Genomic DNA, 14,893 nt, shown 5'->3' on the forward strand with positions numbered 1-14,893 from the left:
TCACCAGGAGGAGATACTCATGTTGTTTTCACTCAATCGCCGCCAGGTCGGCATTGCGCTGCTGACTCTGTCGGCCATCGTTGTCGCAGGCGGCTCGCAGGCGGGCACTCTGGAAGACGTGAAGAAGAAGGGCGTCGTCGTCATCGGCATTCAGGGCGATAATGCGCCTTGGGGCTTTGTCGACAGCTCGGGAAAGCAGGAGGGCATCGATGCCGACATGGGGCGTGCCTTCGCTGAATTCCTTGGCGTGAGGGCCGAGTTCGCGCCTCTGGCCGTTGCCAATCGTATCCCGGCACTGACCACAGGCCGTGTGGACATCCTGTTCGCGACCATGGCCATGCTGCCGGAGCGTGCGAAGGCAGTGCAGTATTCCAAGCCGTATGTCGCCAATGAGATTACGCTTGTCGCGGCCCAGGCGACGCCGATCAACAGCAATGCTGATATGGGCAAATATGTCATCGGTGTCCCGCGCTCCTCGACGCAAGATACGCAGGTCACCAACAACGCCCCGTCCGGGACCGAAATCCGCAGATTCGACGATGACGCGGCCACGATACAGGCGCTGCTCTCTGGCCAGGTCCAGGCCGTCGGTGCGAACTTGTTTTACCCGCAGCGTCTGAATGCCGCGAAACCGGAGCTCGGGTTCGAACCGAAGCTTCATTTCTCCGCTCTATACAACGGCGCATGCACGCGCCTGGGAGACAAGGAGTGGAACGAGACGGTCAACAAGTTCATCGACCAGATCAAGTCGAACGGCAAGCTGGCCGCCTTCTACGCCAAATGGATGAAGGTGCCGGTCCCGGTTTTCCCCGACACGGTCCCCGGCGTTCCTTTCGCCGTTCAGTAGTCCCTGCGAGCGGCCGACGCGCGATCCGCGTTGGCCGCCGCCCGACAGCGGAGGCCAGCATGCAGGACCAGATTCTGATCGAAATGAAGCGTGTGCAGAAGTGGTACGGCGGGTACCAAGCTCTCCGCGATGTCGATCTCACCGTGCGCAAGGGCGAGAAGATCGTGCTCTGCGGTCCGTCCGGTTCGGGCAAGTCGACGCTAATCCGCTGTATCAACCGCCTGGAGGCGATCCAGCAGGGCAGTATCGTGGTGAACGGTCATCGGCTGGACGACAGCATCAAGGCCATCGATGTCGTACGTCAGGACGTCGGGATGGTTTTTCAGAGCTTCAACCTTTTTCCGCATATGACGGTGTTGCAGAACTGCATGCTCGCCCCCATTCGCGCGCGCCGCATCGGCAAGGCCGAGGCAGAGGCGACCGCGCGAAAATACCTCGAGCGCGTGCGCATTGGTGAACAGGCCGAGAAGTATCCAGCTCAGCTTTCGGGTGGTCAGCAACAGCGCGTCGCAATTGCGCGCGCGCTATGCATGCAGCCCAAGGTGATGCTATTTGACGAGCCGACCTCGGCTCTCGATCCTGAGATGGTCAAGGAGGTGCTCGATACGATGATAGGCCTCGCCAACGACGGCATGACCATGATTTGCGTCACGCACGAGATGGGCTTTGCCCGCCAGGTTGCGGATCGTGTGATCTTCATGGCTGAAGGCCAGATCATCGAAGAAGGCGCGCCCGAGGCGTTCTTCCGCAATCCAGAGCATGCCCGCACCAGGCAGTTTCTTGGCGAGATCCTTGCCCATCACTGAATGGAGGTCTTTCGTGAGTCGTCTTGTCTACGTCCTCAACGGACCAAATCTCAATTTGCTCGGCAAGCGCCAGCCCCACATCTATGGCCACGAGACGCTCGCGGATGTGGACCGAGATTGCCGTGCGCTGGCCGGGGAGCTCGGCCTGGAGATTCGCTTTCACCAGTCGAACAGGGAATACGAGCTGATCGACTGGATCCACGAGGCGCGCGAGACGGCTGCCGGGATCGTGATGAATCCCGCGGCTTTCACCCATACGTCAGTCGCCATCCTGGATGCGCTGAACACATTCGAGGGGACAGTGATCGAGGTGCACATTTCCAACGTGCACAAGCGCGAGGAATTCCGTCACCATTCGTTTGTCTCCAAACGGGCTGATGGGGTCATCGCAGGCTTCGGCACCCAGGGCTATCTGCTCGGCTTGCGTCGCGTGGCCAAGCTGCTTGATGAGAGCAAGGGATAGCATCGTATGAGTGCACCCGTCCGCCTGTCGCTGATGGGAGCGGGTCTCATCGGCAAGCGACACGTCGAGCACATTCTCGCGCGGCCGGAGGCGGTACTGTCGTCGATCGTCGATCCGATGCCGGCGGCCCGAGAGTTGGCGGCGTCGCCGAAGGTGGACTGGTTTCCGTCCTTTCAGGACATGCTGTCCGAAAATCGGCCGGAGGGGGTGGTTGTCGCCAACCCCTAATCAGATGCATGTAGCCAACGGCATGGATTGTATCGCAGCTCGCATCCCGGCGCTCATCGAGAAGCCGTTAGCGGATGACGTCGTCGCTGCACATGCACTGGTCGAAGCCTCCGAGCGGGCGGGCGTGCCGCTGCTTACCGGCCATCATCGCCGCCACAACCCGATGATTCAGCGCGCTAGGGCGGAGATCGAAAGGGGCCGGCTGGGCCAGATCGTGTCGGTGCATGGCATGTTCTGGCTGATCAAGCCGGACGACTATTTCGATGTGGCCTGGCGTCGCGAGAGAGGGGCGGGTCCCGTTTTCCTGAATCTCATCCACGATGTCGACCTGCTACGGTACCTCTGTGGGGATATCGTGGCGGTGCAAGCGGCCCAATCCAATCGGCTGCGTGGAAATGAGGTTGAAGAGACGGCGTTGATCCTCTCACTTCGCCTCCGGCGCATTGGGAACGGTCAATGTCTCCGATACCATCCAGTCGCCCTGGAGCTGGGAATTCACCGCCGGTGAGAACTCGGCCTACAGTCATACGCAGGAGAGTTGCTACCAGATCGGCGGCACGAGGGCATCGCTGGCTATTCCGCAACTCGATCTATGGCATCATCCTAGCAAGGCCAGCTGGTGGGCGCCGATTGAGCGCGAGCGGCTGAGCTACGAGAACGAAGACCCGCTTGCTCTGCAGATCGCCAATTTCTGCGGAGTCATCCGCGGTACGGCCGAGCCTGTGGTGAGCGGGCGCGAAGGGCTGAAAACCCTCACAGTGATCGACGCGGTCAAACGCGCGGCGGAAACCGGAGATGGAACGTCCGCATCTTTTTCTGAGCCTGATGACCACCAGCCGAAATCTTGCGGTTGCTGCCTGACGACCGCTTGTGGCCCGAAGGCGAAGATCGGCATGGTGTCCCGGACGTCGGCAGTCGAGGCCAGACCAGACATCGCAGAGACGCGCGTGAATCGACGCGAATGCCCCGATTCGGGCAGGAAGCGACAAAGTCACTGATGATCGAGGTAGATCGGCAACCCTGCGTCTCCCGAGGCATGACGCGGTCTGTCACTTGCCTGCCCTGTCGCTTGCAGGTGATTACTTTAAGTATTCGGTGAAAGTTCCTGCAGAGTCGATTGCAGCGCACCAGGCGAATACCACGGCCGGGCCGATCATTGTACCGGGTCCTGGGTACATGCCGCGGAAAATGGAAGATGAATCGTTACCAACGGCATACAGCCCTGGTATGATTCTATCGTCGTGAGACATCACCCGAGCGCGAGCGTCCGTTCGCAAGCCGGCGCTGCTGGCGAGATCTGATGGCCATACGGCAACGGCATAATACGGACCTGGGCCGATCCGCCGGAGACAAGGGTTCGGCTTGTTGTCGGGATCGCCATTGAACCTATTCAATTCGCTGGTACCTCGGCCAAACTCCTCATCGATCCCCGCTTCGGCGTAGCGGTTGTATCGCTTCACGGTCGAAGCAAGCTGGTCGGCGTCAGTGCCGATCTGTTGAGCCAACTCTTCGATCGTCTGACCTTCAAGCAGATAACCGGCTTGCAGGTAGGAGGTCAGGCTTCTGGTTCCTGGGTGAACCAGCCCGATTCCAAAATCCCTGATGAAGGTTCTGTCGCAGATCAGGAAGGCCGGCGTCGCCGCAGCATTCGACGCCAGCATCGCGGCGACGAAGTCGTGGTAGGAATTAGCCTCGTTGACGAAGCGTCGCCCTGACCTGTTGACGGCGAGTAGTCCCGGCTTGGCACGATCGAGCAGGATATGGGGGAAGACTGAAAGGCGGCCGTCCGTCTGCCTCATGACAGAACTCGGCATCCACAGGGCCGGACTATCGAGGCCGCGCTCCAGGCCGGCGCCGATGCGCTCCCCGGCCAGGATGCCATCGCCAGTATTGCTCGATGGCGCGAGCGAGTAGCGGCGCGCCGCGTGCGGAAACAGCCGTTCGCGGAGCTCTCGGCTCCAGCCAATCCCTCCGGTTGCGAGCACCACGCCCTTGTGGGCGCGTATGGCCAGCTGTCCGTTTGGTGATGAGAGGACAGCCCCTACGATCGCACCGCGGTCGCTGATCAACTCGCTCAACCCCGTCTCAAAGCGAAGAGTGACATTGGCGCGCCGAATGCTGTCAAAAAGTCGAGCCACAAGCGCATTGCCCATAATCAGGCGTGTGCCGCGCCTGTAGTTGACACGATCCAGCGCATACCGGGTGAGCAGACCTGCGGCATGCCGAAAACTGGACCAGTCGCGGAAAGGCGCCAATAGCGGCGGAATGTCCGCCTTCCCAACCATCATCCCGCCGAGAACCATGAATTCGCGGCGTGGCGGTCTGATCCGGGCGAAGTCGTCTCCGAGCTCGCGTCCGTCAAACGGAACTGCTCCGAGTGCGCGGCCGGCGATCGCGGCGCCCGGAAGGTCTTTGTAGTCGGGATGGACTGGGGGCGCCGCGAACCGGACGCTCGTTTTCTGTTCGAGATAGTCGAGCACGATCGGACCCGCCTTGAGATACATGTCCAGGCGTTGGTCGGTCGCGTGCTCGCCGAGCATTGCAGCAAGATAGGTGCGGGCGCCCTCGGGCGTATCAGGCTTTCCGGTGAGCCGTCCTTGCCGACTACCCGGGATCCAGACGGTGCCGGCGGAGGTTGCGGTCGTGCCGCCCACCATGTCCGACTTCTCGCAGAGGATAACCTGAAGCCCTTCGAGGGCGGCCACAAGTGCGGCCGTCATGCCCGCCGCACCGGCGCCGATGACTAGGAGATCGGTCTCACCGTCCCAGGAGTGATTGGCTTGCACCATCCCAAGCCGCCTTCTTTCACGTCGCGCGCGCCCTCTCGACAATGACCTTGGCCGCTGCCAGCGCTCGGCGCGCCCGCGCTTCGGCGTCTATGGTCTTTGCCAATCGAACGGTCGGAACCTCGACACTGATCGTCAGACTGTCCGGCATCGCCTTAGTCAAGCTGACCAGATCGATGCCACCCTCGCCCGGAAACATGCGCTCCTCGCGCGCGGCATGGATGAGCTGTTCCGTGTTCAGCGGGCGCTCGGCCGGGCCGTCGCAGATCTGCCAATAATGAAGACGATCGGTGGGGATGGAGCGAAGGTCCGCAAGCGAGCTTCGCGATCGATCAAAATGCAGCGCGTCGACTAGAATGCCGGCCGCGGGATGAGCGAGGTCGCTGACGAGCCGCAGCGCTGTCCGCAGATCTGGAACGCTAGTCCATGGCATGAACTCGAGGTCGGACGTGAGGCCATACTCCGCTCCAGCTTCGCAAAACTGCCGGTAGCGTTCCTCGAACCTTGCCAGATCTGGATCATAGGATGCGACAAGGATGTGCTTGGCCCCGAGGCGGGCCCCGGCCTCGAAGAAGGGGGCGAAAAAGGCAATGTCGGTGTCCGGTCTGAACGCAACGACCTCGAGATCGGCGACGGTTATTCCCGTCGACTGCAACCGTTGCAAAGTTGCCCGTAGCAGCGGTGCATCGTCCATCAGGCGATATGCAACTCCGCCAGGCGTTGCGGGTAACAGCCTCAGTCCTACTTTGTCGTAGCCGCAACGGGCCGCGAGTTCAATCATCTCGGGAGGTGCCAGCTCGAGCACGGTCAGCGCAGCGAGAGAGAACATGGCCATTAGCCGAAATCCGCAATGCGGGCCTCGAGCGCAAACATTCCCAAATAGACTTCCGGCTCGCTGGCCCGGCCCATGACGTCAGGAGTTACCGTCCGCGCCTGCTGCAAAGCAGCCCGCAAGGAGGTAGCGTCGAGCGCCTCGATCACCAGAAGACCCGAGAAAAAGCCCTCATCCTTCCGCATGCCCTTTTCAATTGTCTGCACCGATGTCCGCGCCTGGTCGGTCGCGCCGATCTGGACGGCGGCGACCCCATCGCAGGCTACAAGCGCGTCGGCGAGGTTTTGCGGGCTGGCTGGCAGCTTTTCGATCCGCTGCGCCGTGATCGTGGCTCCCTCGCCCCGTCCTGCGCGCGCCACCATAACGCCGCCGCCGCGCATGAAATTGCCGAGCTTCGGCATGATGCGCTGTGACCACGGCGTCGGTGCGTTGAGGCGCGCCAGATAGGCCTCGCCGTCGAGCACTTCGGGTGCTTCCAGCTCATACAAAATGAAGAAGCGGTTGATGTCGTCCCTTGCCGCCCGGAACACACGCGATGCCAGGAATCCCCTCGTTGTCACGCGCTCGGTCGTGTGCTCACGCGTCAACCAGTGCCGGTAATTGGTCAGGTCGTGTGCCTCGACGTCGCTCCAGATGGCGAGAAATCCTCTGCCGCGCATCCCGCCCTCCATGCCTACGCTCTGCTGCCGGCCGCAAGCCCGTGCAGAGCCGACGGAATGGTACCAGGCAATTGCCCCAGCCGCTGCGCGGCGGCCAGGATCGCAGCAAGATAGCCATAAGGACCCAGGCCGCAAATGACCGCCGTGCAGGCACTCGAGGTGATGGAGTGGCGGTGCAGCTCGTCCCGCGCGTGAATGTTCGAGATATGCACCTCGATCTTCACGCCCTCGAAGATCTTCAGCGCATCGATCAGCGCGATCGAGGTAAATGAATAGGCCGCGGGATTTATGATGATGGCATCCGCGTTGCCATGGGCGGACTGGATCAGGCTGACGAGTTCGCCCTCTATGTTCGATTGATGGAACGACATCGAAACTCCGAGCTGATCGGCCAGCACCTGGCAGCTCGCCTCGATCTGCTCAAGCGTCGTCGAGCCGTAGATGTGAGGCTCGCGGATGCCGAGGAAATTGAGATTGGGTCCATTGAGAATCATGATTTGAGCGGCCATTTTGTCCCTCTTGTCCTTTGCCAACGCGCGACTAGCCGCCAAACCACTTTGCCGGGATCGTCACCAACCCCGGGAACAGCACCATCGCGAACAGGACGATGAGTTGCGCGATCATGAAGGGCCAGACACCCTTGATGATATCCTCCATGCTGATCCTGGAGACGCCGCAGACGACATTGAGCACGATGCCCACCGGGGGCGTGATCAAGCCGATGGCATTGTTGATGATGAAGAGCACGCCGAAATAGACGGGGTCGATGCCCGCCGCCTTGACGATCGGCATCAGGATCGGTGTGAGAATGAGGATCGTCGGCGTCATGTCGAGCGCCGTCCCCACGATGACAACCACGACCATGATCGCGAGCATCAGCAGCGTCTTGTCGCCCATGAAAGGCTTCAACAGGGTCACGACCTGTGCGGATATCTCCGACACGGTGATGAGCCAGGACGATACCAGCGCCGCAGCAACCAGGAACATGACGATGCTCGTCGTCACGGCAGAGGAGACGAAGATCGCGTAGAGTTGCGACAGTTTCAGCTCGCGGTAGACGCAGGTCGCCACGAACAGGGAGTAGACGGCGACGACCACCGCGGCTTCCGTGGGCGTGAAGATGCCGAAACGCAGGCCGACCACGATGATGACCGGCAGCATCAGCGCCCAGAAGCCGTCGACGACGGCCTTGACGATCTCCGACCACGAGGCCCGTGGCGGCGGCGAAAGGTTCTCTTTCCGCACCACCCACGCCCAGGCCAGACAAAGCCCTGCGCCGAGCAGCAGCCCCGGCACGATGCCAGCCAGAAACAGTTTCGAGATAGATACGCCCGCGGCGACGCCGAAGATGACGAAGCCGATGCTGGGAGGGATGACGGGAGCAATGATGCCGCCCGCCGCCACGAGGCCCGCCGCATAGGACTTCTTGTGCCCCGCCGCCACCATCATGGGCACCAGAAGGGCCGCGAGCGCCGCTGCATCGGCAGCCGCCGAGCCAGACAGCGACGCGAGGATGCAGGACGCAAGGATCGTGACATAGCCGAGCCCGCCACGGAAATGCCCCACCGCGACCAGCGCGACGTTGACGATACGCTTGGCCAGCCCTCCCTTGTTCATGATCTCGCCTGCGAGCATGAAGAAGGGAATCGCCATCAGCGGAAAGCTGTCGGCCCCGTTGATGACGTTCTGCGCCACGATCTGGGCATCGAACATGCCGATCGTGCTCATCAGGGCCACGCCGCAGACGATGAGCGCGAAGGCGATCGGCATGCCCAGAGCCATGGCGCCCAGCAGCGAGAATGTGAAGACGGCGATCGTCATGACTCGATCCCGGTGGACTGCTGGAGGTGGATGCTGCCTGGCGCGGTTCGATGAGACATCAGTGCTCTTCCGATTCCTTGACGGCCACCATGTCGGATTCGCTCGCCTGTCCCGTAAGCACGCGGAGGAGGTCGTAGAGAAGGATGACTGCGGCCGACACGCCGAAGATCACGCCAACCCCGTAAAAGATCGCCATCGAGAGACCAGTCGCCGGCGCGCGATCGTCGATGTTAATGATGGTCTGGCGCCAGCTTCCCGACAGCAACAGCCAGTCGGCGAAGAGCATCAGGCAATAGTTGATGACGAAGCATATGCGCTTGCCAGAAGCCGGCAGCATCCGGACGAGGCTATCGACGCCAAGATGAGCGTGTTCGCGAAGCGCGACGATTGCGCCGAGGAAGGTCAACCAGACCAGCAACCAGCGCGACAACTCTTCGGAAATCGTGATTCCGGAGTTGAAGCCGTAACGCAGAACGACATTGCCGAAGACCAGGACCACCATGACCGCGAGGCACGCGGCAATGACGGCCTTCAGGAACGTGCAATAGAGGTCGAGAACTCGCGCCATGCGTGACGTCCGGGCATCTGAGGGCGGAGCCGGCCACTGGCCGGCTCGGCCTGCGTTATAAAAGAAGTCGACTACTTCACGTCCTTGCGGATGCGCTCGACTTCTTCGTTGAAGAGCTTCACCGTCTCGGGACGAAGGTTGGCCGACGTCTTGTCCGCGACCGGCTGCGCCGCCTTCCGCATGCGCTCGGTTTCGTCGGGAGCGATCGCGTTGTACTGCATGCCCTTGGCCTGCAGCTCCGCCAGAGCCTTGTCGGTCTGAAGGCGGGTCTGCTCCTTCTGATAGCCGCGGCTTTCTTCATAAGCTTCACGCATCAGGCCCTGCTCGGTCGGCGACAGCTTGTCCCAGAAGATCTTACTCACCAGGATGATGTTCAGAGTAAAGGTGTGATTTGTGGCGGAAACGTATTTCTGCACTTCGTAGAATTTGTTCGAGAGAATGACCGTGTATGGATTCTCCTGGCCGTCGACGGTGCGGGTCTCGAGCGCCGAATACAGCTCACCGAAAGCCATCGGGACCGGATTTGCCTTAAAGGCACTGAAGCTTTCGAGATAGACCGGATTCGGAATCACACGAAGCTTGAGGCCGCTGAAGTCCTCAAGCTTGGTGATCGGGCGAGTGCTGTTCGTGACGTTGCGGAAGCCCAGGCCCCAATATCCGAGGCCAATCAGCCCTTTCGACGGCAGCGCATCCATCATCGCCTTGCCGAATTTGCCGGTCGCGAGAGCATCGGCCTGCTCGGTCGTGTTGAACAGGAACGGGAAATCGATCAGGCCGAACTCTGGAATGACGGTCGCGAGCGACGTCGTCGAGGCCGACAGCATCTCCTGCGTGCCGCCCCGTAGCGCCGATTGCTGTTGCAATTCGTTGCCGAGCTGCGAAGCGGCGAACTCGCGCACCTTCATCTTGCCCCCGCTTTTGGCCAGCAGGATCTCAGCGAACTTTTGCACGCCAAAGCTGACGGGATGATCGGTGTTGTTGAGGTGCCCCCACCTGATCGTCCGATCCTGGATGTCGTCGGCGGCGGACGCCCCGACCGTCAGCGCTACGCAGATCGCCGTCGCAGACAGCGCCCGTACCAACAAGCTCATCGTTTCCTCCCTGGTTTGACCGGGCGCGACCGGCGACTTCGGCGCTCGTTTCGTGCCTTTAGCTGTTTTTAGACATCATACATCGATTTGGATGTCAAATGATAGATCAAAGGTCATATGAGATAGCTTAGAACGTCAGAGGTGATTGCGGTCCTATAATCCTTGCGGTAAAGATGGTTCGGCTCGCCTCACGGTGGAGCATGATCGGTCAAGCGAGATCAGAGGCAATGACGGCACTTGAGGAACGGCCCTTATCAGCGGGCGACAGCGGCTATCAGCGCATTCGGTCCGACATCATTTTCGGCGTGCTCAGGCCCGCGGGCCGTCTCAAGCTCGATGCGGTCAAGGAGGACTACGGCGTCAGCATCTCGACGCTGCGTGAGATTCTCAATCGCCTAGCGTCGGAAGGTTTTGTGGTCGCCGAAGGCCAGCGTGGCTTTGAGGTGGCGCCTATCTCGATCCAGAACCTGCGCGAGCTTGCCGATCTGCGGATCCTGCTTGAGCATCACGCTATGGCGGAGTCGTTTCGGGCCGGGGACGTCGAGTGGGAGGGCCGCGTGGTGTCAGCGCATCACAAGCTGTCAGCCACCGAGCGCACTGTCCTTAAGGACGGCGACGATCCCGAGTTGCGCAAGCGCTACGACGGCGAATTCCATCAAGCGCTGATCTCCAGCTGCGGGTCGCGCGAGCTTATGCATACTCACGCGATCGTGTTCGACAAATATTTCCGCTATGCGCTGCGCTATCGCGGCAGGGAGACGATCAACCAGCACAAGGCGCTGCTTGAATGCGCCCTGAAGCGGGACATCAAGAGCGCTAAGGCCGTCCTCAGCGAGCACATCAATGGCTGTGTCGCGCATGCGCTGTCCTCCTGGAAGGACAGCTGACTTTTGGGTCTGCCCCGGGATCAAATCGTCGATGCAGAAGAACGATCAATGAGCGCGACAATCCCGTTCTCCACGGTCAAGCTGGATGGCCTGCTCGACGACTTCAACATCGACATCTTGATTGTCACCTCGAAGCACAACATCCAGTACCTTCTCGGCGGGTACTATCACTTCCAATTCGATTACATGGAGGCGATCGGCATCAGCCGATATCTCCCCATCTTCGTCTACGTGAAGGGCGCGCTCGACAAGTCGGTCTACATCGCCAATCGGAACGAGGGGGACAGCATCCAGAACAGGACGATCGACGGATGCTGGTTGCCGGCGGTCGTGTTTGGATCGTCAACCTCGGTCGAGGCTATGACGCTCGCGCTCAAACACATCAAGACGATGGCGACGCCTGCGCTTCGTATCGGCGTTGAGGCGTCGTTCCTACCGCTGGACGCAGCCGACGTGCTGCGCACGGAGCTCCCGCATTGTCAGCTCGTCGAGGCCATGCGGCCGCTGGAGAAACTACGATCGATCAAAACCGCGGGCGAGCTGGAGATCCTCCGCGAAGCGTCCGAGCGGGTGGTCGCCTCCATGATGGAGGCAGCCAGTCAAACCGGCCTCGGGCAGAGCAAGCGCGAGATCATAGATCGTCTGCGGCAAGCCGAATTGTCCCGTGACATGACCTTCGAATACGCCCTGGTGACGATGGGAACGAGCCTCAATCGGGCTCCCTCGCACCAACGTCTCAAGCCCGGCGATATCATCTCGCTGGATTCGGGCGGCAACTACCGAGGTTACATCGGCGATCTTTGCCGAATGGCGGTGCACGGCACGCCGGACAGCGAGCTTGTCGATCTGCTCGCTGAAATCGACCTGATCCAACAGGCCGCGCGCGCCCCAATTCGCGCGGGCCTGATGGGTAGCGAGATTTACGCCGCCGCCACGGAAGCGCTGGCGCGGTCGCCTCACGGCAAGCAGCTGCAGTTCGTGGCCCATGGCATGGGCATCGTCAGCCACGAAGCGCCACGGCTTATGGCGACCGGCCCCATTCCCTATCCCGCCGACGACGCCCATGTACCTCTCGAAGCTGGGATGGTCATTTCGATCGAGACCACGCTGCCGCATTCGCGGCGTGGCTTCATCAAGCTCGAAGATACCATCGCCGTGACCGCGACCGGCTTTCAGGCCTTCGGGGATGACGCGCGCGACTGGTATCGGATTTCGGCATGAGCGCCAATTTGATTCCCGCGTCCAGAGTCGAGACTGCCGTTGCCAGCGCAGACATCCTTGGCGAGACGCCCCTGTGGTGCGATCGTTCCCGCAAGCTGTGGTGGATCGACATCGATAGAAGGCTGCACCAATCGTTCGATCCGTCGACGGGTGCCTACCAGACATCCTCCTACGATTGCCAATTCCTGGGCAGCCAGGCTTTGACGGCGGACGGCGCGCACCTGCTTGCGCAGGATCTGCGTCTGTTTCGCCAAGGTGCCGACGGCGCGCCGATAGCCCAAGTGTGCGAAGTCGAAGGCGGGCTTGACAACAGGCTCAATGACGGCCGCGTTGACGCGCGTGGCAGATTGTGGATCGGCACCATGGACAATCAGCTACACCGTCCGAACGGCTCGCTCTACTGTGTGACGGGAAACGGCGAGGTGACGCGGTCTTTCGGCGACGTGATCGTGACCAACGGGATCGCATTCTCGCCTGACAATCGCACGCTTTATTTCACAGACACGCGGCGCTACCGCACTTGGATGTTCGACTTCGATCTCGACGACGGCGTAATCCGCAACCGGCGCCTGTTTGCGGATTACAGTTCCTCGCAGCAGCGACCAGATGGTGCGTGCGTAGATGTCGACGGAGGGATTTGGACGGCGTTCTTTTCGGGCGGACGGGTGGCGCGCTATAGGCCGAACGGCGAGATTGACACGGTCATTGACTTACCGGTGACGAATCCGACCTGCGTGTGTTTTGGAGGCAGCGATCTCAAAACGCTGTTCATCACATCGGCGAGGAAGTTTCTAGATCCGCATCAATTGTGGGCAGAACCTCGGGCGGGACATCTTCTTGCGGTCCACGGCATTGCCGAGGGGCTTTTTGAACATCGTTTCGTGTCCAGCTCCCGCTGAAATTGCATGTTCGCTACTGCCCATGGCTGACTTCGGCGTCGCGTGCGTTCCAAACCTCGTTCCTTGCGCTCGGAGTCGTGATGCATGTTTTTCAACGTCGTCAACACCAAGCCTGAAAGTTGCGGCAATACATGAGTCCGGTTGTGGCCCTCAGCTGACCAATAGCCGCCACGCGTGATCAGGCGCACGCGGTCGCCATCGCGCTCCAGTCGGAGCCGATAACCGTCGTATTTTACTTCGTGGAGCCAATCGGGGCCGACCGGGACCGCAATGCCCTTCGTCGGCAGGCAAAACTCAAATGAACGCATGCGGGAAGAATAGGCATTCTCGGCTGATTTGCGAGAGGCGGCCCGAGGGCAAGTTCGCAATCAAGTTCATGGCTTGGGCGGCATGGGAGCGATGTCGGTACCACCGCTGTCGGCAATAACTTGCTCCACTGCCGATGCGAGCACATCAAGGTGTTCGGCTAATCTGAGCAAATAGCTCACGCTTCTTGGGATCAGTCGCCAAGTCGCGAATAAGGGCGCACTCAGTGGCATCTCGGCGAAGCTTCTCGGACCGGGCCTGCATGTCTTTCATAGCCAGCCACCATGTTCCTTTGTTGGAACATTACAATATCTGTTCCCGGTCACAAGTGAACACAGCGATATCGCCGACTGGGATTAGCCTCAATTGCGTGGCGCTCCTCAGCGCCATCCGTCGGACCGCCTTGGCCCCGCATTGTCCCCTCCAGCCCCCAAGGGGCCAAGGCTGGCCCGAGGGGGGCTTGCAGCATCAAGGTGAGAGCCTGCCATCCCAATCGTTAGCAGCGATGCCGCGAATTGGGAAACGCAAGACCTCAGGCAAGAGCATCGCACGGCAACTCAAGCATCGCACGGCAACTCAGCAAGGCAGCAGATGGGGAGCGCCCACGCTGCGCCACATTGATCCAACCTCAACGGCGTGGGCGCGCCGGACGGCAGCGCGAGAAAGAGTTCGTTAGCATTCTTGTGGCTTGCTGAGAGCGTGCCGATTACCGCCGATTGCGGCACATTGGAATGGGAATGCCGGCCCCGGCTGCTGACCCCATCCTGCGGCTGGGGCCGTGTTGAACTTTCGCAGCATCGTTCAAACCCGGTCCCCAACCATGCTTAGAGGCGTTGCTATCGCGCTATTTGGAATGGGCATCTTTTCGCAGCTTGATCGCGCGCTGTTCTATGGCCGCCATACTGACGCCGCGCTCAGGCTGATGCGGGAGATTGGCCGAGGCTTTGGGCTGTAGAGCGGCCTACGCCAAAATCGATGAAATCTCGAGACTTCATATTCTCAGGAGTAATCCGATTTCTCACGCCATCCCTTGACCGAGCCGGTATGTCGCTATTACAGCGGCGTAATCTCACTGCGCGCCGAAACGTGCGGCTGGCGCTTAAGAGCAAGAGGCTATCAAGCGTTTCACACGTCATTTGTGTCGGAATGATTGATCGAATGACATGCGAGCGGCCGACGGTGGACTCGAACGCGGCCCGGTGAGCGGTCGCGAGCAAGACGATCGCCGGCATGCCGGGACACCGGCGAATCTTCGGTATGCCCGCCAATTCGCTTTGATCAATCCGGACGAAGGCCGTGTAGTACGGCGCATTCGTCTTCGGATGCCCACGCAAGTGATTAATTGCCGCCCGCTGGCGGCGTGAGCACGCCAGTGCTGCTTTTTCAAAGATGCTTGAATGCGGTGAAGTGAGTGCGCCGTTTTGTCAGCGATAGCGAACAAAGGACGCAGCGCTTCAAACTTGATGACCGCCGCGCAAG

The 14,893-nt window shown here is 60.7% G+C and carries 13 protein-coding genes and 1 pseudogene; 7 read left to right on the top strand and 7 right to left on the bottom strand.

The window, feature by feature from the left end:
- Nucleotides 1-19: 19 nt before the first annotated feature.
- The 4 genes and pseudogenes from XI04_RS27165 to XI04_RS27180 form a co-directional block, all read left to right on the top strand.
- Nucleotides 20-847, top strand: a complete 828-nt coding sequence (locus tag XI04_RS27165; protein WP_028142357.1) for a transporter substrate-binding domain-containing protein — start codon at nt 20-22, stop codon at nt 845-847.
- Between the two features lie 59 nt (nt 848-906).
- Nucleotides 907-1,653, top strand: a complete 747-nt coding sequence (locus tag XI04_RS27170) for an amino acid ABC transporter ATP-binding protein (RefSeq protein WP_028142358.1) — start codon at nt 907-909, stop codon at nt 1,651-1,653.
- 13 nt (nt 1,654-1,666) lie between these two features.
- A complete protein-coding gene (gene aroQ / locus XI04_RS27175; RefSeq protein WP_028142359.1) occupies nt 1,667-2,116 on the top strand; it encodes a type II 3-dehydroquinate dehydratase in 450 nt (149 codons plus the stop codon).
- Nucleotides 2,117-2,122: 6 nt separating this feature from the next.
- Nucleotides 2,123-3,141: pseudogene (locus XI04_RS27180) on the top strand (Gfo/Idh/MocA family protein); the annotation flags it as partial.
- A 282-nt stretch (nt 3,142-3,423) separates the two neighbouring features.
- Here XI04_RS27180 and XI04_RS27185 read toward each other — a convergent pair.
- From XI04_RS27185 to XI04_RS27215, 7 genes are all read right to left on the bottom strand, one after another.
- Nucleotides 3,424-5,133, bottom strand: coding sequence for an FAD-dependent oxidoreductase (locus XI04_RS27185; RefSeq protein ID WP_028142360.1), 1,710 nt, complete (start codon nt 5,131-5,133; stop codon nt 3,424-3,426).
- A 16-nt stretch (nt 5,134-5,149) separates the two neighbouring features.
- Nucleotides 5,150-5,965 carry a sugar phosphate isomerase/epimerase family protein gene (locus XI04_RS27190; RefSeq protein ID WP_028142361.1) on the bottom strand — a complete coding sequence of 272 codons (816 nt, stop codon included), beginning with the start codon at nt 5,963-5,965 and terminating at the stop codon, nt 5,150-5,152.
- Nucleotides 5,965-6,633 carry a hypothetical protein gene (locus tag XI04_RS27195; RefSeq protein ID WP_271623823.1) on the bottom strand — a complete coding sequence of 223 codons (669 nt, stop codon included), beginning with the start codon at nt 6,631-6,633 and terminating at the stop codon, nt 5,965-5,967. The genes XI04_RS27190 and XI04_RS27195 overlap by 1 nt, the downstream gene beginning before the upstream one ends.
- 2 nt (nt 6,634-6,635) lie before the next feature.
- Nucleotides 6,636-7,130, bottom strand: coding sequence for a type II 3-dehydroquinate dehydratase (locus tag XI04_RS27200; protein ID WP_028142363.1), 495 nt, complete (start codon nt 7,128-7,130; stop codon nt 6,636-6,638).
- Nucleotides 7,131-7,161: 31 nt separating this feature from the next.
- Nucleotides 7,162-8,442, bottom strand: coding sequence for a TRAP transporter large permease (locus XI04_RS27205; protein ID WP_028142364.1), 1,281 nt, complete (start codon nt 8,440-8,442; stop codon nt 7,162-7,164).
- 58 nt (nt 8,443-8,500) lie between these two features.
- Entirely contained in the window at nt 8,501-9,010 is a 510-nt protein-coding gene (locus tag XI04_RS27210) for a TRAP transporter small permease (protein ID WP_028142365.1), read from the bottom strand.
- Between the two features lie 71 nt (nt 9,011-9,081).
- The gene (locus tag XI04_RS27215) at nt 9,082-10,101 is read right to left on the bottom strand and encodes a TRAP transporter substrate-binding protein (RefSeq protein WP_271623824.1); all 1,020 of its coding nucleotides are present in this window, start codon (nt 10,099-10,101) and stop codon (nt 9,082-9,084) included.
- Nucleotides 10,102-10,328: 227 nt separating this feature from the next.
- Here XI04_RS27215 and XI04_RS27220 point away from each other — a divergent pair, with 227 nt between their 5' ends.
- From XI04_RS27220 to XI04_RS27230, 3 genes are read left to right on the top strand one after another with little or no spacing between them, the layout of a single operon-like run.
- Entirely contained in the window at nt 10,329-10,988 is a 660-nt protein-coding gene (locus XI04_RS27220) for a GntR family transcriptional regulator (protein ID WP_028142367.1), read from the top strand.
- A gap of 48 nt (nt 10,989-11,036) precedes the next feature.
- The gene (locus tag XI04_RS27225) at nt 11,037-12,209 is read left to right on the top strand and encodes a M24 family metallopeptidase (protein ID WP_028142368.1); all 1,173 of its coding nucleotides are present in this window, start codon (nt 11,037-11,039) and stop codon (nt 12,207-12,209) included.
- Complete coding sequence (locus tag XI04_RS27230; RefSeq protein WP_212429276.1) at nt 12,206-13,108, top strand: SMP-30/gluconolactonase/LRE family protein; 903 nt, start codon at nt 12,206-12,208, stop codon at nt 13,106-13,108. The genes XI04_RS27225 and XI04_RS27230 overlap by 4 nt, the downstream gene beginning before the upstream one ends.
- The last annotated feature ends 1,785 nt before the right edge of the window (nt 13,109-14,893 follow it).

Source organism: Bradyrhizobium sp. CCBAU 11430, assembly GCF_028128855.1.
GTDB classification, from domain to species: domain Bacteria; phylum Pseudomonadota; class Alphaproteobacteria; order Rhizobiales; family Xanthobacteraceae; genus Bradyrhizobium; species Bradyrhizobium ottawaense.